Origin of the sequence: Nonomuraea sp. C10, assembly GCF_008017515.1 — a bacterium.
In the GTDB taxonomy this organism is placed as follows: domain Bacteria; phylum Actinomycetota; class Actinomycetes; order Streptosporangiales; family Streptosporangiaceae; genus Nonomuraea; species Nonomuraea ferruginea.
The window spans coordinates 5,554,955-5,576,024 of sequence record NZ_VPFF01000001.1; the positions used below are offsets into that span (position 1 = coordinate 5,554,955).

General features: G+C 73.1%; 20 protein-coding genes. 8 read left to right on the forward strand and 12 right to left on the reverse strand.

The window, feature by feature from the left end:
- Positions 1-48 precede the first annotated feature (48 nt).
- The gene (locus tag FR742_RS25450; RefSeq protein ID WP_148033267.1) at positions 49-939 is read left to right on the forward strand and encodes an NAD(P)-dependent oxidoreductase; all 891 of its coding nucleotides are present in this window, start codon (positions 49-51) and stop codon (positions 937-939) included.
- A 112-nt stretch (positions 940-1,051) separates the two neighbouring features.
- Here the strand turns inward: FR742_RS25450 and FR742_RS25455 are convergent, their stop codons facing one another.
- Entirely contained in the window at positions 1,052-1,879 is an 828-nt protein-coding gene (locus tag FR742_RS25455; protein ID WP_261808739.1) for an AraC family transcriptional regulator, read from the reverse strand.
- A 37-nt stretch (positions 1,880-1,916) separates the two neighbouring features.
- Between FR742_RS25455 and FR742_RS25460 the strand changes: the two genes are divergently transcribed.
- Positions 1,917-2,714, forward strand: coding sequence for an exodeoxyribonuclease III (locus FR742_RS25460; RefSeq protein WP_148033268.1), 798 nt, complete (start codon positions 1,917-1,919; stop codon positions 2,712-2,714).
- Here the strand turns inward: FR742_RS25460 and FR742_RS25465 are convergent.
- Positions 2,684-3,949, reverse strand: a complete 1,266-nt coding sequence (locus FR742_RS25465) for a cytochrome P450 (RefSeq protein ID WP_261808740.1) — start codon at positions 3,947-3,949, stop codon at positions 2,684-2,686. The two genes, FR742_RS25460 and FR742_RS25465, sit on opposite strands and share 31 nt — an antisense overlap.
- A gap of 117 nt (positions 3,950-4,066) precedes the next feature.
- Here FR742_RS25465 and FR742_RS25470 point away from each other — a divergent pair, with 117 nt between their 5' ends.
- Together FR742_RS25470 and rraA are read left to right on the forward strand one after the other, a co-directional pair.
- On the forward strand, positions 4,067-5,248 hold the full coding sequence (locus FR742_RS25470; RefSeq protein ID WP_148033269.1) for a site-2 protease family protein: 1,182 nt from the start codon (positions 4,067-4,069) through the stop codon (positions 5,246-5,248).
- Positions 5,249-5,309: 61 nt separating this feature from the next.
- Positions 5,310-5,783, forward strand: a complete 474-nt coding sequence (rraA, locus tag FR742_RS25475; protein ID WP_148033270.1) for a ribonuclease E activity regulator RraA — start codon at positions 5,310-5,312, stop codon at positions 5,781-5,783.
- 79 nt (positions 5,784-5,862) lie between these two features.
- Here the strand turns inward: rraA and FR742_RS25480 are convergent, their stop codons facing one another.
- Together FR742_RS25480 and FR742_RS25485 are read right to left on the reverse strand one after the other, a co-directional pair.
- A complete protein-coding gene (locus tag FR742_RS25480; RefSeq protein ID WP_148033271.1) occupies positions 5,863-6,225 on the reverse strand; it encodes a cupin domain-containing protein in 363 nt (120 codons plus the stop codon).
- A gap of 68 nt (positions 6,226-6,293) precedes the next feature.
- The gene (locus tag FR742_RS25485; RefSeq protein ID WP_148033272.1) at positions 6,294-6,758 is read right to left on the reverse strand and encodes a PPOX class F420-dependent oxidoreductase; all 465 of its coding nucleotides are present in this window, start codon (positions 6,756-6,758) and stop codon (positions 6,294-6,296) included.
- Positions 6,759-6,921: 163 nt separating this feature from the next.
- On the opposite strand from FR742_RS25485, the gene FR742_RS25490 reads away from it, so the two are divergent.
- Positions 6,922-8,457 (forward strand): M28 family metallopeptidase, encoded by a 1,536-nt coding sequence (locus FR742_RS25490; protein ID WP_148033273.1) that lies wholly within the window; start codon positions 6,922-6,924, stop codon positions 8,455-8,457.
- A gap of 49 nt (positions 8,458-8,506) precedes the next feature.
- Here FR742_RS25490 and FR742_RS25495 read toward each other — a convergent pair whose 3' ends face one another.
- Positions 8,507-8,851 (reverse strand): STAS domain-containing protein, encoded by a 345-nt coding sequence (locus FR742_RS25495; protein WP_187281299.1) that lies wholly within the window; start codon positions 8,849-8,851, stop codon positions 8,507-8,509.
- A 152-nt stretch (positions 8,852-9,003) separates the two neighbouring features.
- Here FR742_RS25495 and FR742_RS25500 point away from each other — a divergent pair, with 152 nt between their 5' ends.
- Complete coding sequence (locus FR742_RS25500; protein ID WP_148033275.1) at positions 9,004-9,339, forward strand: helix-turn-helix domain-containing protein; 336 nt, start codon at positions 9,004-9,006, stop codon at positions 9,337-9,339.
- On the opposite strand, the gene FR742_RS25505 is transcribed toward FR742_RS25500, so the two are convergent.
- Positions 9,340-10,443: a PP2C family protein-serine/threonine phosphatase gene (locus FR742_RS25505; protein ID WP_261808741.1), complete on the reverse strand. Its 1,104-nt coding sequence runs from the start codon at positions 10,441-10,443 to the stop codon at positions 9,340-9,342.
- Between the two features lie 221 nt (positions 10,444-10,664).
- On the opposite strand from FR742_RS25505, the gene FR742_RS25510 reads away from it, so the two are divergent.
- Positions 10,665-12,770 (forward strand): SpoIIE family protein phosphatase, encoded by a 2,106-nt coding sequence (locus FR742_RS25510; RefSeq protein ID WP_148033276.1) that lies wholly within the window; start codon positions 10,665-10,667, stop codon positions 12,768-12,770.
- On the opposite strand, the gene FR742_RS25515 is transcribed toward FR742_RS25510, so the two are convergent.
- Positions 12,759-13,262, reverse strand: coding sequence for a MarR family winged helix-turn-helix transcriptional regulator (locus FR742_RS25515; protein WP_148033277.1), 504 nt, complete (start codon positions 13,260-13,262; stop codon positions 12,759-12,761). The two genes, FR742_RS25510 and FR742_RS25515, sit on opposite strands and share 12 nt — an antisense overlap.
- Before the next feature lie 78 nt (positions 13,263-13,340).
- Between FR742_RS25515 and FR742_RS25520 the strand changes: the two genes are divergently transcribed.
- Positions 13,341-15,581 (forward strand): LLM class flavin-dependent oxidoreductase, encoded by a 2,241-nt coding sequence (locus FR742_RS25520; protein ID WP_148033278.1) that lies wholly within the window; start codon positions 13,341-13,343, stop codon positions 15,579-15,581.
- Between the two features lie 3 nt (positions 15,582-15,584).
- On the opposite strand, the gene FR742_RS25525 is transcribed toward FR742_RS25520, so the two are convergent.
- From FR742_RS25525 to FR742_RS25545, 5 genes are all read right to left on the reverse strand, one after another.
- Positions 15,585-16,778, reverse strand: coding sequence for a cytochrome P450 (locus FR742_RS25525; protein ID WP_261808742.1), 1,194 nt, complete (start codon positions 16,776-16,778; stop codon positions 15,585-15,587).
- Positions 16,779-16,846: 68 nt separating this feature from the next.
- Positions 16,847-17,737, reverse strand: a complete 891-nt coding sequence (locus FR742_RS25530) for a diacylglycerol kinase family protein (protein WP_148033279.1) — start codon at positions 17,735-17,737, stop codon at positions 16,847-16,849.
- A gap of 39 nt (positions 17,738-17,776) precedes the next feature.
- Positions 17,777-19,597, reverse strand: a complete 1,821-nt coding sequence (locus FR742_RS25535) for a serine/threonine-protein kinase (protein ID WP_187281300.1) — start codon at positions 19,595-19,597, stop codon at positions 17,777-17,779.
- A 114-nt stretch (positions 19,598-19,711) separates the two neighbouring features.
- Positions 19,712-20,497, reverse strand: coding sequence for a hypothetical protein (locus FR742_RS25540; RefSeq protein ID WP_148033280.1), 786 nt, complete (start codon positions 20,495-20,497; stop codon positions 19,712-19,714).
- Between the two features lie 105 nt (positions 20,498-20,602).
- Positions 20,603-21,064, reverse strand: a complete 462-nt coding sequence (locus FR742_RS25545) for a TspO/MBR family protein (RefSeq protein WP_148033281.1) — start codon at positions 21,062-21,064, stop codon at positions 20,603-20,605.
- Positions 21,065-21,070: the final 6 nt, after the last annotated feature.

Below are 21,070 nucleotides of genomic sequence, written 5' to 3' on the forward strand. Positions count from 1 at the left end.
CACAACCGTACAAGACCCGGACCGGCCGTTCCGGCTACAACAAGCCCCATGAACGTCGGTTTCCTCGGGCTCGGCCTGATGGGGCAGCCCATGGCAGTGAACCTGGCACGCGCCGGGATCCCCCTCGTGGTGTGGAACCGCACCCCCGGACGCTGTGACCCGGTCCGCGCGGCGGGGGCGGAGGTGGGCGCGAGCCCCGACGAGGTGCTGCGGCGGGCGCGGGTGTCGATCCTCATGCTGGCCGACGAGTCCGCCATGGACACGGTGCTGGGGCGCGGCACGCCGCGGTTCGCCGGGAACGTGGCCGGGCGCGTCATCGTGCACATGGGCACCACCTCGCCCGGCTACTCGGCGGGGCTGGAGGCCGACGTCCTGGCCGCCGGGGGCGGATACGTGGAGTCCCCCGTCTCCGGGTCACGCCGGCCCGCCGAGGAGGGGCGGCTGGTGGCGATGCTCGCCGGGCGCGCCGGGACGGTCGAGGAGGTACGGCCGCTGCTGCGCCCGATGTGCGCCGAGGCCTTCGACTGCGGGCCGGTGCCGGGGGCGCTGCTGATGAAGCTGGCCGTCAACGTGTTCCTGATCACGACGGTCACCGGGCTGGCGGAGGCGGTGCACTTCGCCCGCGGGCACGGGCTGGACGTGCACCGGCTGCGCGAGGTGCTCGACTCGGGGCCGATGGCCAGCGACGTGTCCAGGACCAAGGCGGCCAAGCTGGTGCGGGAGGACTTCACCGCCCAGGCGGCGATCGCGGACGTGCTCAAGAACAACCGGCTGATCGCCGAGGCGGCCAGGGAACGGGGACTGGCCTCGCCCCTGCTGGACGTCTGCCACGCGCTCTTCGGCGAGACGCTCGCACTCGGCCACGGCGCCCAGGACATGGCCGCCGTCATCCACGCCCTCGAAAACCGGACCGCGACCCGCCACCCGGACCCGACCTGACCGGACGACCGCCCCCTCCACCCGGACCCGACCTGACCCGCTCGGGCGATCGCCCGTACCGGACGGGTCCCGCCCGATCGGGCGACCGCCTGTGCGGAGGATCTGCGGGAGGTCAGGGGAGGGCGGCTCGCCAGGCGGCCGGGGTGCGGCCGTAGGCGCGTTTGAACATGCGGGTCATGTGGGCCTGGTCGGCGAAGCCCGCAGCCACCGCCGCCTCGCGCGCCGGCGTGCCCGCCAGGAGCAGCCGCCGCACCAGGTCGAGCTGCCGCATGGTGCGGAAGCGCGTCGGGCTGGTGCCGTAGGCGGCCCTGAACTGGCGCGCGATCGTCCACCGGTCCAGCCCTGCCACCCGCTCGAACTCCTCGACCGGCCGCCGCACCACCGGGTCGCTCGCGATCAGCTCACGCACCCGGCCCAGCGCCGCCATCGGGAGCGGCCCCCGGCGCCCGTACCGCGCCGACCCGTACCGTCCCGCCCCGTACCGGGCCAGCATCCCGGCGACCAGCACGCCGACCTCCACCCGCGCGAAGCCGTCGAGCGGCTCGTCGAGCCCGGCCAGGCAGGCCGCGAGCGGCGCGGGCACGCCGCGCCCCCGGATGACCGGGTCGGCCACGAACGGCAGCGGCGCCCCGCCCAGCGCCTCCTGCACCAGCGCCGGGTCGATGTAGAAGATCCGGTAGCCGAACCCGCCGCCGGTCCCCGCCGCCCCGTCGTGCACCTCGTCCGGATGGAGCACGTGCCACTCCCCCGGCAGGCAGTGACGCGACTCGCCCCGGTAGCGGAACGTCTGCACGCCGGCGAGCGTCACGCCGATCGCGTACGTGTCGTGGCGGTGCGGCGAGAACGCCACGCCCACCAGCGACGCCTCCAGCCGCTCGATGCCCTCGGCCGCGGGCCCGTAACGCAGCCGGTGACCCGCCGGCATTCCTTCCAGCCGCACGCCCGCGACGCTACCTCGCCTCTGACAAGCTGGCACCATGCGCCTGGCGACGTGGAACGTGAACTCGGTCAAGGCCCGGCTGCCGCGCCTCCTCGACTGGCTGACCGACAAGGAGCCCGACATCGTCTGCCTCCAGGAGACGAAGTGCCCGGCGGACGGCTTCCCGGCGCGGGAGGTGGCCGCGCTCGGGTACGCGACGGCCGCTCACGGCGACGGCCGGTGGAACGGGGTGGCGGTGCTCTCCAGGATCGGGCTGGAGGACATGTCACCCGGCTTCCCCGGCGAACCGGGCTTCGACTCGGCGAAGGGCACCGTCACGGTCACGCCCGAACCACGGGCCGTGGGCGCGACCTGCGGAGGGCTGCGGGTCTGGTCGATCTACGCGCCGAACGGGCGCACGCTCGACTCGCCGCACTACACGTACAAGCTGGCCTGGTTCGCCGCCTTCGGCGAGGCGGTGCGGGCGGAGCTGCGGGCCGGGCGCGCGGTGGTGGCGTGCGGCGACTTCAACGTGGCGCCGACGGACGCGGATGTGTGGGACCCGGCCGTGTTCGCCGGGTCCACCCATGTCACCCCCGCCGAGCGGCAGGCGCTGGCCGAGCTGCGCGCGCTCGGGCTCAGGGACGTGGTGCCGACGCCGATGAAGGGGCCGCACCCGTTCACGTACTGGGACTACCGGGCGGGGATGTTCCACAAGGACATGGGGATGCGCATCGACCTGGTGTACGCGGCCGCGGGCGTCGCCGATCGGGTGCGGTCGGCGTACGTGGACCGCGAGGCCCGCAAGGGGAAGGGGCCGTCCGATCACGCGCCCGTCGTGGTCGACCTCGACTGAGCCGGCACCCGCACGGCGTCGATGACGACGCCGCTGCGCGGCCGGGTGGGGATCCGCCGCAGCGGGATCGTCAGGTCCTGCGGCGGCAGGGTGTACTCCAGGCCGGCCAGCCGCGCGGAGAGGCTCTTCAGCAGTTCGACGGTGACAGCCTCGCCGGGGCACCGGTGGCCGGTGTGCGGGTCGCCGCCGCCCTGCGGCACCAGGTCGTCGCGGCCCGGGGGCGACTCGACGAACCGGCCGGGGTCGAAGGTGTACGGGTCCTCCCACAGTCCCGCGTCGTGGTTCTGCCCGTACAGGTCGAGCAGGACGAGCGTGCCCTCGGGGATGCGGAGGTCGCGCCAGGTCAGGTCGCCGGCCGCCCGGCCGCCGATGAACGGGGCGAACGGGTAGAAGCGCCTGACCTCCTGGGCGAACGCCTCGGCGTACGCGGGATCGGCGAGCGCTTGCCTGAGGTGCGGCCGGCGGTGCAGCGCGTGCCCGGCGAAGGCGACGAACCAGGCGACGGCGACGGTCGGCCTGATGAGGTTGATCAGCTCGACCGCGGCGACGTGCGACGGCAGCGGCTGCCCCTCGTTGTCGTGGTGGCGTTCGACGAGGTCGGCGGGCGAGCCGGCGGGCAGGGTGACCTTGCCGGCGCGGGCGTCGTCGAACAGCCGGGTGAGCCAGCGCTCCCTGCGTTTCCTGGCACGCCTGGCCCGCCAGTGGCGCGGTCCCGGCGTGGCGAACCCGTCGACCATGGCCACCATGTCCTCCGCGACCGCCTTGACGCCGGCCTCGGCCACGGGCACGCCCGCCCAGCGGCAGGCTCCCCTGGCGATGATCTCCGCGGCCTCGTCGAAGAGCACCACGGGCGAGCGTCCCGGCCAGGTCGCGACGGTCTCGTCCCACGCGTCGCCGACGTGGCGGACCAGGCGGGCGACCGACTCGGGGTCGGCCAGCACGGACATGAAGAGCGCCTTGCGCGCCCGGTGCGCGGCGCCGTCGAGTGAGTGCACCCCGCCCTTGCCGAGCAGGGTGGCCTGGATCGGCTCGGGGAGTGCGCCGTGCCGGAGCACGTGGCGCTCGTCGTACAGGAACCGCACCGCCTCCGGCCCGCGCAGGGCGGTGGCCCGGTTGCCCATGACCCGGGTCATCACGTCGCCGCGGGTCCGCCGGAGCAGGTCGGGCAGCCAGGCGTAACCGCGGGTGAGCAGGACCAACGTGTTGTCGAGCGGGGTGAAACGTCGTCTCGTCACCCGGTGCGACCTGCCCGGCGCTCCCGTCCCGAAACCGGATCGGAGCAGGTCGGAGCCGGTGACCTCGGACGTGGCGTGGGTAGGCGCATGGCGGACGTCGGCTCCGTTGGAGGGAAGATGCGCTCAACGATCCCACTCGGCCGGATCGGCGGTGTCCCGGTCGGGATGAACCTCAGCGTGCTGCTCATCGTCGCGATCCTGGTGTTCGGGCTGGCCTTCGGCCGGTTCCCGCTGACCTTCCCCGGCCTGTCCACGGCCGCCTACCTGGCCGCCGGGGTGGTGGCCGCCCTGCTGTTCATGGCCTCGCTGCTGGCGCACGAGGTGGCGCACGCGCTGATGGCGGGGCGTCACGGCATCGGGGTGTCGCGGATCACGCTGTGGCTGCTCGGCGGGGTGGCGGAGCTGCGCGGCGAGCCCAAGACGCCCCGCGCCGACCTGCAGATCGCGGTGGTGGGGCCGCTGACGAGCCTGGTGGCGGGCCTGCTGTTCGGTGTGGTGGCGGTGCTGGTCCGGGCCGCCGCCGGGCCGTCGCTCGCCGGGGACGTGTTCGTCTATCTGGCGGCGGTGAACGTGCTGCTGGCCGTCTTCAACCTGGTCCCGGCCGCGCCGCTGGACGGCGGCCGGGTGCTGCGCGCCGCGCTGTGGTGGCGGTGGGGCGACCGCGGCAGGGCCGCCGTCGCGGCCGCCCGGGCCGGGCGGACGTTCGGGTACGTGCTGATCGCGCTCGGCTTCCTCCAGGTGGCGGTCGGGGCCGGCTTCGGCGGGATCTGGCTGGCGCTGATCGGCCTGTTCCTGGTCAACGCCGCGAGCGCCGAGGAGCAGCAGGCGCAGCTCGGCGTGGCGCTGCGCGGGGTACGGGTGGGCGAGGTGATGTCCCGCGACCCGGTGGTGTCGCGTCCCGACGAGACCGTGGCGGACCTGATCGAGGAGGTGGTGCTCAGCCGCCGCCTGTCGACCTATCCGCTGGTGGACGAGCGCGGCGGCTTCGCGGGGCTGGTCACGCTGAACCGCATCCGGCAGTTGCCGCCCGAGGAGCGGGCCACCACCCGGCTGGCGGACATCGCCTGCCCGCCCGGCGAGGTGCCCAGGTCCACGCCGGAGGAGCCGCTGATGGACCTGCTGCCTCGGATGACGGGCTGCGCCGACGGCCGGGCGGTGGTGCTCGATCCCGGCGGCCACCTGGTCGGCCTGCTCACGCCGACCGACATCAGCCGCGCCATCCAGACCTCCGGCCTGCACACCGGCGTCCACGCGCCGCGCGGCGCCGACCTGGCCATGCCGTGGCGCCACCACCGGTAGCGGGACGCCGCCCGCTGGGCTGTAGCTTGTGTCGCCGTACCGGACCGTCGAAGGAGCCCCCATGACCGTCATCACCGCCGACCTGTACGACGAGCGCGGCGACGAGCTCGACTCCTGCGACCTGCAACTGCGTCAGTACGGGGGACGTCGCGCGTTCCGCGGCCGGATCGCGACCGTGCGCTGCCACCAGGACAACGCCCTGGTCAAGACGGCCCTGGCGGAGCCCGGTGAGGGGCGGGTGCTGGTGGTCGACGGCGGCGGCTCGGTGAGCACGGCGCTGATGGGGGACGTGATCGCGGGGTCCGCGGTGGCCAACGGCTGGGCGGGCGTGGTGATCAACGGCGCGGTGCGCGACGTCGTCGCGCTGCGCGAACTCGACCTGGGCGTCAAGGCGCTGGGCAGCAACCCGCGCAAGAGCGCCAAGGACGGCGCGGGTGAGCGTGACGTGCCGGTGACGTTCGGCGGCGTCACCTTCCGTCCGGGCGCGGAGCTGTGGAGCGACGACGACGGGATCCTGGTGACCCGTCTGCCGTGACGGAGGACCGCCGGGGGTCTCGTGCCGCTCCGCGTAGGAGAACACGGGAGCCCCAGAGGGCCCCACGTGTCCAGATTTTTCAGGACTCCTTTGCCTTGGCGTACTCAGCGGCACCACCCGCGAAGTCGTAGACGATCACCTGCTCGTCACCCAGCACCCACGCGTCGTGTCCCGGCGGGCAGACGAAGAGCTCTCCGGGCCCGACCTCCGTCTCGGTGCCGTCGTCCATCCTGATCAACAGGCGGCCGCGGACCACGAGCCCGTTGTGGTGGATCTGGCAGGACTTCGTTCCGGCGATCTGCTTGACCGACTCCGACCAGCGCCATCCGGGCTCGAAGGTGGCCACGCCGAAGCTGAGCCCGCTCAGCTCCAGCACTTCCATATGACCCTGCGGGAAGTCGCGGCGCTCATCCGGCTTGTCGAGACTCTTGACTTCGATCATGACGTCCCCCCTCCGTCATTCTCAGTCTCCGCCTCGGCGCGGGGTCACCACAAGGGTGGACGCCCAGGTCACCCGGCCAGCCGCGCGGGGAAGCCGCCGGTGGCGATCGGCCCCCAGCGCTCGATGTGGAGGCGGATGAGCGACTTGTCCTGGCGGCGCATGGCCTCGCGGTACTCGTCCCAGTCGGGGTGCTCGCCGGAGATGCACCGGAAGTACTCGACCAGGCCGTCGAGCGCCTCGGGCATGTCGAGCACCTCCGCGCGCCCGTCTACCTGCACGTACGGGCCGTCCCAGTCGTCGGACAGCACGCAGATGGACACCCGGTCGTCACGGCGGGCGTTGCGCGTCTTGGCCCGGTCGGGGTACGTGGAGATCACGATCCTTCCGTCGCCGTCGACGCCGCAGGCGACGGGCGACAGCTGGGGCCGCCCGTCCGCCCGTGCGGTGGAGAGCAGGCCGTGATGCCGGGGGCGGAGGAAGTCGAGCAGTTCGGGCAGTTCCACGCGCTGGGCGGTGGCGATCCTCGGAGACATGCCGCCCACCCTACGGTGACGGGTAATCCTCCTGACCCGTTCTGACTCCGTGATGCAACAGATGCATTGCCACATCTTCCCCGATAGCCGGATTTATCAATAAGTTCGGGGAACGCGCGCTTTTTGACCCCGGGGTCACCTCCCATGGTTCTGAGGAGCAATCATGCGTTCCCGCCTGCGTAAATGCGTGGTCGGCGCGGTCGCCGCCGCAGTGGCGCTCTCCACGGTCGCCGCCGCCGGACCGGCTCAAGCCCACCCCAAACCCCACGACAACGTAAGCAAGATCGTCAAGGCTGTCTCGGGCAAGAACGTCAAGAAGCACCTCAAGGTGTTCCAGGCGATCGCCGACAGGTTCGACGGCACCCGCGTGTCGGGCACCAGGGGCTACGACGCCTCCCGCGACTACGTCGCCCTGCGGCTGCGCCTGGCCGGCTACAAGGTGACGGTCCAGCCGTTCGAGTTCCTCTTCGAGGGTTACCGGACGCCGCCGGTGCTCAAGCGGACCGCGCCGGAGCAGGAGACCTACACCTACGGGTTCTTCAGCGACTACATCGCCATGGGCGACTCCCCCGCCGGTTCGGTGAGCGGCCAGGTCCAGCCGGTGGACGTGGTCCTGCCGCCGGGCGAGCCCAACAGCTCCAGCTCCGGCTGCGAGGCGAGCGACTTCGAGGGCTTCACCGCGGGCGGCATCGCGCTCATGCAGCGCGGCACCTGCAACTTCCGGGTCAAGGTGGAGAACGCGATCGCCGCGGGCGCGACCGGCGCCATCATCTTCAACGAGGGCCAGGAAGGCCGCACCGAGATCGACCTGAACCCGGTGCTCGGCGGCCCCGGCATCACGATCCCGTCGTTCTTCACCAGCTTCGCCGTCGGCCAGGAGCTCGCCGCCGAGGGCACGTCCGTCACGATGAACTGGGACCCGATCTCCGAGACGCGGACCACGTACAACGTGATCGCGGAGAGCCGGAAGGGCGACCCGGACAACGTGGTCATGCTCGGCGCGCACCTCGACAGCGTGCAGGAGGGCCCCGGCATCAACGACAACGGCTCGGGCAGCGCCGGGACCCTCGAAGTGGCGCTGCAGATGGCCAAGCTCAAGCCGAAGAACAAGATGCGCTTCGCGTTCTGGGGCGCCGAGGAGTTCGGCCTGCTCGGCTCCGAGCACTACGTGGCCAACCTCACGGAGGCGGAGCGGGCCAAGATCGCTCTGTACCTCAACTTCGACATGATCGCCTCGCCGAACTACACCTTCGGCATCTACGACGGTGACGGCGACGCCTTCGGCACCGCCGGGCCTCCCGGGTCCGACCAGATCGAGGCGGACTTCGAGAAGTTCTTCGCCGATCGCGGCGAGCCGTTCAAGGCGACCGCGTTCACCGGCCGCTCGGACTACGGGCCGTTCATCGCGGTCGGCATCCCGGCCGGCGGCCTGTTCACCGGCGCCGAGGTGCTCAAGACGGCGGAGGAGGCCGCGATCTTCGGCGGCACGGCGGGCATCCCGCTCGACCCGTGCTACCACCAGGCCTGCGACACGATCAAGAACATCAGCGACAAGGCGCTGGACGTGAACTCCGACGCGATCGCCACCCTGGCGGCCACCTACGCCTTCGACACCGGCACGATCGGCGCCGCCGCGCCGACCCAGGCTCGCGCCGCCCAGGCCGAGCACCGCCACGGACCGGCGGAGGCGCTGAAGTAGACACTCTCCCCCGGCGCCCGCTCCCCCACGGGGCGGGCGTCGCCGGGTGTCAGTCGAGTGGGGGCAGTCCGAGCACGTCGATCAGGCGGCGCATCTGCCGCGGGGTGTTGCGGACGACGACGCCGTCGCACGCGGCGAGGCCGAGCAGCGAGCGCAGCCCCGCCAGGTCGATGAAGCCGACGCGGCCGACGTCCACGATCAGGTCGGCGTCGATGCGCCGGGCGCGCTGCAGCGCGGACACCGCCTCCGCGCGGTTGGTGACGTCGATGTCGCCCTCCAGCCGCACCAGCGAGGGACCCGGCATCACCGTGCAGGTGACGCGGAGCAGGCTGTCGATATACAGCAGATGCTCAGCCGCCGGCACGTAGGCGTGCCCGGCACCACTCATCACCATCGCATCTCCCGCCAGCGCACGCATCGCCCCGACCCCTCGTCCCTAGGCCTCGCCACGATCCGGCCAACCTCCTGCCAACACAATACAGGAAGAAGTTTTCTGTATAAAATGTTCCGGTACGGAAATCGAGCCCCAAGGAGGGCGGCAAGTCGATGAACGGCGTCGTCGACCGGCGATCAGGTTGGACGTTCCTGACCAACCACGCCCGGGTGCTCATAGCCGTGTCCGCCGATCCCCAGGTGCGGCTCCGCGACATGGCCGCGAAGATCGGCATCACCGAACGCGCCGCCCAGGGCATCGTCTCCGATCTGGAGGATGCCGGATACCTCATGCGCGAGCGGATGGGCCGCCGCAACCGCTACGAGATCAACCCGAGCGCCGAGCTGCGCCACCACACCGAAGCCGGCATCCCGGTCCAGGCGCTGATCGACATGTTCCGCCACCGCGACCTCGGGCCCGCCGGCGCGGAGGAGAGCGACCCCGCCTGATCAGTGCCGCGCCGAGCCGCTCCTGCGCAACGTGAGGATGACCAGGTCGTCACCGAAGTCGGCGGCGGTGAACGCGTGCAGGTCGGCCAGCAGGGCCTCGGCGAGGGCCGACGAAGAACGCCTGGCCCAGGCCCGCAGCCGGGGCTCCAGCGGGTAGAAGGCGCCGCGGGGGTCGCGCGCCTCGGTGACCCCGTCGGTGCACAGCAGCATCGTCGCGTCCAGCGGGAAGGCGAAACGCACCGCCTCGCGGCGCTTGTCCGCCAGCCGGCCCAGGCCGAGAGGGAGCTCCGGCTCGCCCAGGTCGGCCTGCCAGGCGTGGGAGTGGGCGACCAGGTAGGGGGCGATGTGGCCGCAGTTGACCGCCTCCACCTCCACACGGGCGTCGATGTGCAGCACGAGGGCGGTGACGAACCGCTCGTGCTCGCCGGTGCGCCGGGCGCCCTCGTTGTGCCTGACCACCGCGGTCTCCAGCGCCTCCACCACCCCGGCCAGACTCCGCTCCCGGTGGGCCGCCTCCCGGAACGCGCCCAGCAGCGCGATGGCCGCCCCGATCGCGTGCAGCCCCTTGCCCTGCACGTCAGCGATCATCACCCGGGTGCCGTGATCGGTGTCGACGACCTCGTACATGTCGCCGCCGACCGTGGCGTCCTCCTCCACGGGCTCGTAGACCCCGTCCACGACCACGTCGGCAGTGCGCACCGGCAGCGGGCGGACGATCTGGCTCTGCAGCGCCGCGCCGGCCGAGCGCAGCCGGTGGATCTCCTCCTCGCGCGCGATCCGGTAGCGGCAGCTGAGCACGCTCCACACGCCGAACAGGGCCGTGAACGTCATCGCGCCCAGGTCCATGCCGATGCCCTCGCCCTCGGACGCCACGACGAAGCCGATCACCACGACCACCCACACGGACGCCGTGGTCGTCTGCGCCACACTGCCCACGCCGGAGATGACCGCGGGCAGGAAGATGAGCAGCGGCACCAGCCGGTCGACGGCCCCGACCAGCAGGCCGAGTCCGAGCACGGCCACGGTGACGACGAGCAGCATGGCGGCGAACGTCCACTCTGACAGAACGGCCCGCCCGCGCCGCACCCGCCTCGAACCCCTCACGCCTCCCCCGATGCCCTAGCTCCACCTGCCCCATACCCATCGACCTGCGGAAAAGCCGACCTCAAGGCCGCGAAACCGGATGACGGCGCCCGAGATTTTAGGTTTGGCTGATGCTTTATGGATGCATCCTGCCTGTATGAGGGATTTCGGAGGACCGTTTCCACGGGCTCCGCACGCAGGGGGCCGGACGGGCTAGCGGCGTGCGACAGGAGTTCGAGCCCATGGCGGCTCCCGGTCCGGAGGCGCGGCAGCTGCATGACCTGCTCGTGGCGGTCATCGACGCCACCGGGGCCCACCTCGGCGCGCTCTACCTCCTCGACGAGGACCAGGAGTTGCTGCTCATGGACGCCGAGCAGGGCTTCCCCATCACGATCGCCAGGGCCTGGTCGAGAGTGCGCGTCAACGGGCCCGTGCCGTCGGCGGTGGCCCTGCGCGAGCGGCGGCTGGTCTGGCTGGCCGACCAGGAGGAGCTGGCCCGCGACTACCCCGGTGCGGCGCTGTCCCTGCCGTACGACTTCTCGATGGCCGCCGCTCCCATCTGCGCCGGCGACACCGCCTGGGGGGCGCTGCTGCTGGCCTGGCCGCCGGGCCAGACCGAGCTCACCGAGGAACGGCGGCAGCTGATCGAGCGGACGTGCCACCGGATGGGCACGGTGCTGAGCGACGCCGCGCGGCGCGGGCAGCCGGTGACGCCCCGCGTCCGGCCGCGCGTGATCTCGCCCCGGCGGGGGCGGCGGCTCGATCCCGACGCCGGCATGGCCGCCCTGGACTGCCTCAGCGGCCTGCCCGAAGGCTACCTGGCGCTGAACCTGGAAGGCCGGATCACGTTCCTCACCCCGTCGGCCGCCGAACTGCTCGGCGACTCGCCTTCCCAGCTGCTCGGCCGGCGCGCCTGGGAGGCGCTGCCGTGGCTGAACACCCCCGAGTACGAGGACCGCTACCGGGCGGCGGTGATCAGCCAGGAGGCCACCTCCTTCACCGCCCGGCGGCCCAGCGGGCAGTGGCTGGCCTTCCAGCTCTATCCCGCGCCGATGGGCATCAGCGTCCGCGTCACGCCCAGCACCATGGCGCGTGACCCCGGGCATCTCATGCCGGACCAGATGCTGGCCGGGAGCAGGAGGACGGCCAGTTCCACGCTGCACAGCATGCTGCAGCTGACCGCCATGCTCAGCCAGGCGGCCACCGTGCAGGAGATCGTCGACCTGGTGGGCGACCACCTGCTGCCGGTCTTCAACGCGCAGTCCCTGTCCATCCTGACCGCCGAGAGCGGCCGGATGATCCTGCTCGGCAGCCGTGGCACGAGCCGGAAGACCATCGACACGTTCAACGAGTGGTCGACGACCAGGTCGAGCCCGGCAGGCTCCCCGGCCGACGCCGTCGAGCCGGGGTTCTTCGCCTCCCGGCGGGAACTGCGTGAGGTCTACCCTCCGGCGGTCGACGACCCCATCGCGGCCTGCGCGGTGCTGCCGCTGACCACGCAGGGACGGTCGTTCGGCACGCTGGTGATCGGCTACGAACGCCCGCACCACTTCACCGAGGACGAGCGCGCCACCCTCACCTCGCTCGCCGGGCTGGTCGCCCAGGCGCTCGACCGGGCCAAGCTGTACGACGCCAAGCACCGGCTCGCGCAGAGCCTTCAGGAAAGCCTGCTCCCGCGCCGCCTGCCGCACATCGACGGGCTGGACGTGGCCGCCCGCTACCTGCCCGCCACCCGCGGCATGGACATCGGCGGCGACTTCTACGACCTGATCAGCCTGGGTGACGAGTGCGCGGCGGCGGTCATCGGCGACGTGCAGGGCCACGACCCGACGGCGGCGGCGCTGATGGGGCAGGTGCGCACGGCGATCCACGCCTACGCGGCCTCGGGAGCCGATCCCGGCGAGATTCTCGCGCACACCAACCGGCTGGTCATCGACCTGACGCCGAACCGGTTCACCAGCTGCCTCTACATCAACCTCGACCTGCACAACAGGGTGCTGGACGTGGCCAGCGCCGGCCACCTGCCGGCGCTGCTGCACCACCACGGCGGGGCGACCCAGCTGATCGAGCCGGCCCCCGGGCTCCTGCTCGGCATCGACCCGCACGCCGAGTACGAGGCCTCGCAGGTCGCGCTGCCGCCCGGCGGCACGCTCGCCCTCTACACCGACGGGCTGGTCGAAGCGCCCGGCGTGCTGCTGGACGACGCCATCGCCGAACTCTCCCTGCACCTCGGCAGGCTCGCCCGGCGGCCGCTGCAGGAGCTCGCGGACGCCCTCATCGCCCCCTCGTCCAACGTCGACCAGCGCCTCGACGACATCGCGCTGCTCCTGCTGCGCTCAGTCGACTGACGGGGCGCCGGGGAAGACCTCGGCGCGGGCGGCGCGGCAGGACGGGTCCTCCTCCGCTGCCCTCTCCAGGCGGGCCGACAGGAGAGCGGCCGTCTCCTCCAGCCCGGCGAGCCGGTCGGGGCCGAGGGCGTCGAGGACGAGGCGGCGGACGGAGTCGTCGCGCACCTGCCGGGCGCGGACGGCCGCCTCGCGCCCCTCGGGGGTGAGCGCGATGTCCCAGCCGCGCGCGTCCTCGGCGCACGACTCGCGCCCCAGGAGGCCGCGCTTGGCCATCCGGCCGACCTGGTGGGACAGCCGGCTCTTCTCCCACTGCAGCACCCAGCGCAGCTCCAGCGCGCGCATCCGGCCGCCGGGGGCGTCGAGCAGCGCGTCGAGGACCTGGTAGTCGGCTTCGGACAGCCCGGTGGCCCGGGTCAGCTCGCGGGAGAGGTGAGCCGCGAGCTGGGTGTGCACGGTGCTGTAAGCACGCCACGCGGCCAGGTCGGCTGTCATGCCACCAGCCTACGTCACAAAGGTTGACATGTCATCCATCCCGAATAAGGTTGACACATCTACCATATGGAGGACGGGATGCCCGACTACGGCCACGACCTACGCTTCGGGTCGTTCATCACCCCGCAGAACGGCCGGCCCGAGCTGGCCGTCGAGCTGGCGCGGCTGAGCGAGGAGGCGGGCCTGGACCTGGTGACGTTCCAGGACCACCCGTACCAGGCGACCTTCCTGGACACCTGGACGCTGATGAGCTGGGTGGCGGCGCGCACCGAGCGCGTCCACCTGTCCGGCAACGTGCTCAACCTGCCGCTGCGCCCGCCGGCGGTGCTGGCCAGGTCCGTGGCGAGCCTGGACCTGCTGTCAGGCGGGCGGGTCGAGCTCGGCCTGGGCGCGGGCGGGTTCTGGGACGCGATCGAGGCCATGGGCGGCCGGCGGCTGAGCCCCGGCCAGGCGGTGGACGCGCTCAGCGAGGCCATCGACGTGATCCGCGGCGTGTGGGACGCCGACGAGCGGCGCCCGCTGCGGGTCGACGGCGCCCACTACACGGTCAAGGGCGCCAAGCGGGGCCCGGCGCCGGCCCACGACGTGCCGATCTGGCTGGGCGCGTACAAGCCGAGGATGCTGCGGCTGGTCGGCGCGAAGGCGGACGGGTGGCTGCCCAGCCTCGGCTACGCCACGCCGGAGGACCTCACCGCCGGCAACAAGATCATCGACGAGGCGGCGGACGGGGCGGGCCGCGACCCGCGCGAGATCCGCCGCCTGCTCAACCTCATGAGCGAGTTCGCCGGCGATTCCGCCGAGGAGTGGGTGGAGCGGCTGCTGCCGCTGGCCGTCGAGGACGGGATCAGCACGTTCATCCTGCCCGGCGACGACCCGGCCGCCATCGAGCGCTTCGGCCGGGAGGTGGCGCCCGCGCTGCGCGAGGCCGTCGCCGCCGAACGCGCCGCCCGCGGCGTCACGACCGGCCCCGCGCGGCCTCCCCGGGCGCTCGCGCTGCGCCGTCCCGGCATCGACTACGACGCGGTGCCCGCCTCGCTGGCGGGCACCGCGGTGGAGCCCGGCGACCGCGACTACGAGCGCGTCCGCTCCTCCTACATCTGGACCGGCTCCCCCGGGCTGGTGCTCCGCCCCGCCACGGCCGGGCAGGTGGCCGAGGCTCTCACGTACGCGCGGAGCCAGGACGTGCCGCTGGCCGTGCGCAGCGGCGGGCACGGGATCAGCGGGCGGTCCACCAACGACGGCGGGATCGTCGTCGACGTCGGCGCGCTGGACGCGGTCGAGGTCCTCGACCGCGGGCGGAGGCTGGTGCGCGTCGGCGCCGGCGCCCGCTGGGGCGACGTGGCGAGCGCGCTGAGCCCGCACGGGCTGGCGATCAGCTCGGGCGACTACGGCGACGTCGGCGTGGGCGGGCTGGCCACGGCCGGCGGGCAGGGCTTCCTGGCCCGCTCCTACGGGCTGACGATCGACCACGTGGTGGGCGCCGAGGTGGCGCTGGCCGACGGCCGGACCGTCCGGGCGGACCCGGAGCACCATCCTGACCTGTTCTGGGCGCTGCGCGGCGCGGGCGGCAACCTGGGCGTCGTCACCTCGTTCGACATCGAGGCGACCGAGCTGTCCGACGTGGTGTTCGCGGTCTTCGTGCACGACGCCTCCGACACGGCCGCGTTCCTGGAGCGCTGGGGGCGGGCCGTGGAGGCGAGCCCGCGGAAGCTGACCCCGTTCACCACCGTGTTCCCGGGACAGCAGGGCTACTCGGCGCTGGCCCAGACGTTCGCCGTGTGGGCCGGCGACGACACCGACGCGGCCGTGGCGGCGCTGGAGCCGTTCCTGGAGGTGGCGCCGGTGCTCCAGCAGCAGGCGCAGCTCGCCCCGTACGCGGCTGTCGTCGCGCCGCACCGCAACCGGCACACCGGGCAGCAGGGCGGACTGCGCGGCCACTCCGCCCTGGTGGACCACCTCGACGCGGACACCTCGGGGCGGCTGGCGGAGATGTTCGAGCAGCGGCTGCTCACCATGGTCCAGGTGCGCTCGGTCGGCGGCGCCGTCAACGACGTCGCCCCCGGCGCCACCGCGTACGCCCACCGCACCCAGAACTTCTCCGTCAACGGCGTGATCTCCGCGGCGCGGGCGGCGCGGGCCGAGCGGGCGTGGGACGGGCTGGGCGTGACGGCCGCCTACCTCAGCTTCGAGCCGCGCTTCGAGGACAAGCTGCTGACCAGGGCGTTCCCGCCGGCGACCCTGGCCAGGCTGCGGCAGGTGAAGGCCGCGTACGACCCGGGCAACGTGTTCCGCCACAACTTCCCGATCACGCCCGCCTGACCGCTACCAGGCGACGTGCAGGGACGTCAGGCCGTGGACGATGTGCATGGTGCGGAAGACCGGGGCCGGCTCCGCCTCCCTGAGCGTGGGGAAGCGCTCCAGCAGGGCCGGGAAGGCGAGGCGCATCTCCATCCGGGCCAGCGGGGCGCCCAGGCAGTGGTGGACGCCGTGACCGAAGGCCAGGTGGCCGGGCTCGCCGCGCGACAGGTCCAGCGTGTCCGGGTCGGCGGCCAGGCCGGGGTCGCGGTTGCCGGCCGGGAGCGCGCACACCACCAGCTCGCCGGGGCCGATCCGCCGCCCGGCGATCTCGACCTCCGTGGCGGTCAGCTTGAGCGTGCCGGAGTGCACGATGCTCAGCCAGCGCAGCAGCTCCTCGACGGCGGCGTCGATCCTGGCGGGCTCCTTGCGCAGCAGGTCGAGCTGGCCGGGGTGGCGCAGCAGGGCGAGCGTGCCCAGCGCGAGCATGTTGGAGGTGGTCTCGTGCCCGGCGAGCAGCAGCAGCCCGCCGATGCCGATCAGCTCGTCGTCGCTGAGGTCGTCGCCGTGCTCCCGCACCAGCGTGCCGATCAGGTCGTCGCCCGGCTCGGCCCGCTCGCGGGCGACCAGCCCGGCCATGTACGCGCGCGACTCCAGCCGGACTGCCAGCGCCTCCTCCGGCGGGGTCGACATGTCGAGCATGCGGCTGGTGCGCCGCTGGAAACCCTCCCGATCCTCGTACGGGACGCCGAGCAGCTCGCAGATGACCAGCGACGGGATCGGCAGCGCGAACGACCGGACCAGGTCGGCGGGCGGGCCGGCCGCCTCCATCGCGTCCAGGTGCTCGGCGACGATGCCGGCGATGCGCGGCTCCAGGCGGCGCATCCGGCGGATGGTGAACTCGGGCGCCAGCATCCGGCGTATCCGGGTGTGGTCGGGCGGGTTCAGCTGCAGCAGGTTGCCGGCGCGCAGGGTGGCGAGCTGCTCCTCCGACAGCTCCGGCGCGCCGGGCAGCTGCGGCAGGCCGAAGAAGGCGATCGGGAAGCGCTCGGCGTCGCCCAGCACCTCGCGGATGTCGGCGTGGCGGGTGACCATCCAGGCGTCGACCCCGAACGGGGTGCCGATCCGGCTGACGCCCTCCGCGCGCAGGGCGGACAGCTCGGGCGCGGGGCCGAAGCCGTCCCTGCGCATGTACATCGGCGGCTGCGTCGGCTCGCTCACGCGATCCCCCTGGAGGTGAGTATCCGGATGCCTCCACTGTGATCGATCCCGCGCCGCCTCGCCAGGGTTCAGCCCTCCTTGGGGACGATCACGCTCCAGGCCGCGGGGCGGAGCGTCCAGGCGCGGTGCGGGGCCGGCGGGAGGAGCTCGCCGTCGGCGTTGGCCGCGACCGGCTCGCCCTCGACGGTGATGCCCCTGCCCCTGACGGTGATCACGTCGGCGCGTTCCGGATGCCTGCCCCGGCGCAGCAGGACGCCGAAGGCCAGCCTGGCCAGCGGCGAGACCGCGTACGAGATCACCACGTCGGCCAGGCCGTCGTCGGGGCGGGCGTGCGGGGCGAGCGGGGTGCCGCCGCCGATTGAGACTCCGTTGCCGATCCCCACCATGAGCACCCGCCGCCGCCCGTCGGTGACCGGCTCGCCGTCCACCTTCACCCGCAGCCGCCACCCCTTGCTGCGCGCCCCGGCGACCAGCGCGCCCACCGCGTACGCGGCCCTGCGCAGCAAGGGCTTGAGCGCGGCCGCGTGCTCGGAGGCGTGCGCGCCGACGCCGACGTGCACGGCGTTCACCACGATGCCGCCCTCGTCGTCGACCAGCAGGTCCAGCGTCCGCTCCCGGCCGTCTGAAAGGACGCGGGCCGCCTCGCGCGCGTCGAGCGGGATGCCCAGCGCGCGGGCCAGGTCGTTGCCGGTGCCCAGCGGCACCAGCCCGATCGGGCGGGTGGCCAGCTCTCCCCTGGCCAGCAGCGCCGCCACGACGGCGTGCACGGTCCCGTCGCCGCCCAGCACCACCGGGACCCTGCCGGGATGCTCCGCCAGCGCGCGCTCGATGTCGCCCGGCCGCTCGACGTCGCACACCACCACGTCACCCGACAGGGCGTCCAGCACCTCCTCGCGCGCCGTCCCGTCGACGCCGCCGGCCGCCGCGTTGCCGATCACCACGAACCCGTGCTCCGCCATGGCCGATGAGGTGCCCGTGTTCGCCGGGAACTAACCGCTTCATCCGCCGGCGGGGTACTTCGCGATCACCTTGCCCGTCGGGTCGGCGGCCAGGTAGCCGCTGGCGTGGTACTCGTCGGAGACGTAGACCCGGATCGCGCCCGTCTCGTGGAAGGCGGCGTCGACGATGATGTAGCGGGTGGTGGGCTTCTTGACCCCGAGCTCCCTGTTCGCCCTGCGGATCAGGGCGGGCAGCGCGTCCCAGTTGTACTTCCGCAGGTCCACGATGGGTTTGCTGACCGTGGAGCCGGGGCCGTCCTTGGTGGCCACGCCGTCGCGGTAGGTGTACCGGTCGTAGACCGTCTTGCGGCCCTTGACCGGGGCGCCGGCGATCGCGTACGTGGGGTAGACGGTCAGGTCGACCACCTGGGTGCCGCCCATGACCGGCTTCAGGTCGGCGACGAGGCGGCGCATCCCTGCGGGGGTGAGCAGGTTGACGGGCTCGCGCTCCTCGGTCTCCGCCGGGGCCGGTTCCGTGCCGGTCTCCGCTGAGGTCCGTTCCGTGGCCGGGGTCTCTTCGGCGGCGCTCGTCCGTCTGTCGGCGGCGGGGCTCTCGGAGGCGCCGCCGCGATGGCCGGGCGGCAACACCCACACCACGACCGCCGCCACCGACACCGCCGCCACCCCGGCGACGATCGACGTCGTCACCTGACTCCTGCGCCGGGACGCCCTGGTGGGCGCGGTCACCGAGGGCGGCTCGGTGTTCCACTGCGGGCCGGACGGCCTGGCCGAGCCGGGATACGCGGGCCCACCGGGCGCGCCGTGATACCCGGGCGCGCCGGGATGCCCTGGCGCGCCCGGATAACCGGGGGCGCCGTGCGAGCCGGGGTACGCGGGACCGGCGGGCCGGTGCGGGCCGGACGGGGGACCTGAGAACGGGCCGGACGATACGCCTGACGGCGGGCCGGACGGTAAGCCGGACGGTGGGCCGGTCGGGGGTAGGCGGTGGGGTGGGTGGGCCAAGGGCGGGCCGGGGTGGGGGGAGAAGTTCTGGGGCGGGGCGTCGTGGGCGGCGAGCATGCGGTCCAGGGCGTCGGGGTCGGGCCTGGCGGCGGGGTCGCGGTTGAGCAGGGCGAACAGCACCGGGGTCAGACCGCCCGCCCGCTCCGGCGCCGGCACGTCCTGGTTGAGCACCGCCGCCAGGGTGGCCAGCGGAGTGGCGCGCCGCAGGGGGTGGCGACCCTCGACGGCCACGTACAGGAGCATGCCGAGCGACCACAGGTCGGAGGCGGGGTCGCCCTCGTGGCCGTTGATGCGCTCGGGCGCCATGTACTCGGGCGAGCCGATGAACGAGCCGGTCGCGGTCAGCCCGGGCGACTCCCGCACGGCGGCGATGCCGAAGTCGGTGAGGACCGAGCCCCCGTCGGGGCGGAGCAGGACGTTTCCCGGCTTGACGTCACGGTGCAGGATGCCGACGGCGTGCGCGGCCCGTAACGCGGACAGCACCTCACGCCCCAGCCGGGCCGTCTCCGCCGGGCCCATCGGCCCGTCGGACAGCCGGTCCTGCAGCGAGCCGCCGGTCACCAGCTCCATGACCAGCCAGGGGAAGCCGTCTTCGCCGGTGTCGACGATGTGGTGGATGGTGACGACGTGCGGGTGGTTGAGCCGGGCCAGGGCGCGGGCCTCGCGCAGCACCCTGGCGCGCAGCTCGCGGTCCCGGGCGGGGTCGGGGTCGCCCAGGGCGGGGTCGGGCGGCCGCACTTCCTTGAGCGCGACCTCCCGGTGCAGCGCCTGGTCCCAGGCCCGCCACACCAGCCCCATGCCCCCGCCGCCGAGCCGCTCCACGAGCTCGAATCGGCCGTCGATCACCCGATTCACCATGCGCAGCAGCGTACGGCCTCAGCGGGCGCCGGTTCTCTTCACCTGTCGCCTGACCTTGTCACCCGTACGGTGTCAGGCGCCGGGTGCGCCGAACCCGGCGCCCGGCCGCGGCCGTCAGTCGTCGTCGACCATGCCGCGCAGCAGCAGGCCGATGCCGAGGCTCTCCATCAGCGACTGCCCGTTCGGCTGCACGTAGACCTGCGAGTACTGGTACGGCTGCACCTGAGCCTGGGCCCGCTGCTGCCCCCGGCCCTGCCACTGGACCTGCGGCTGGATCTGGACCTGCTGCTGAACCTCAGGCTGGTTCTGCGCCTCGGGCCGCGGCTGGGCCTGGGGCTCGGGCTGCGGCTGGGCGTCGGCGCCCGGCGCGGCCGGGGCCGGGGTCGGGTCGTCGGACAGGGCCTGCGAAGCGGACCCGGCCTGCGGGCCGGGCTGCGGCTGGACGGCCGTGGTGCCGGGCAGCATCGACGGGTCGCCGACGCAGACCGAGGCGGTGCCCGACGACCGCTCGATGAGCTCCCTGACGCCGAGGGCGTCGAGCATCGGCCAGTTCGGCGACCAGCCGGGGCCCACCCGGTACCTGATGCAGTTCTCCTCCTCGTTGTCGGCCGTCCGCGCGACGTGGCCGTCGGCGCCCGACTGGCAGGCGAGCTGACCGAGCAGCGCCTTGGCGCCCGACTCGTCCAGCACTGGTGCCGCCGGGCCCGGCTGGACCACCTGGACCAGCTTCTCGACGAACCGCTGGGTCTCCGCGGTGTGGGCCGGAGCGGTCACGCCGCCCACGGAGCCGGATTTCGGGACGGAGCCGGCCGCGGCCGGCGCGCACTGGCCGGCGTCCTCGGCTGCCGCGGGACCCGCGACCAGCAGCACGCTGGTGGCGGCGGTGGCTAGTGCGGTCATGGCGTACTTGTACATGCATCCCCCTGCGGGCGGTGATGTGATCATCCGAAGTGATCAGTACCCATAGTGAGGGATTGGCTACTTAATGTTTGAATCTACTGATCTTTACTCGGGGCTCTTCCGGACGATCTCCGCGTTCAGGGCGGTGGCGAACGCCGTCCACGTCGCGTACGGGACCAGGAGCAGCCCCGCGGTGCGGTCGGCGCGCATGGCCTTGCGCACGAGCAGCACGTTGGCGGTGTTGAGCGCGACGATCTCCGCCAGCGCCAGGCGCGGCGAGCGGACGCCGAAGAACAGCGCCGGCCAGGCGGCGTTCAGCGCCAGGTTGGCGGCCAGCGTGCGGCCGAGGGCGGCGCGCTCGTCGCCCGCCCGGTCCAGGGCGCGGGCGCCGCCGTAGGCGATGAGCGCGTACAGCGGGTTCCACACCAGCGGGAAGACGGCCGGTGGCGGCTGCCAGGAGGGCTTGTCGAGCTTCTGGAACCAGGGCCGCCCCGATCTGGTGGCGATCCCGCCCAGGGCGGCCGCGGCGGCGGTGCCGAGCGCCGTGGCCAGCAGTGTCTTCTTCATGACGGT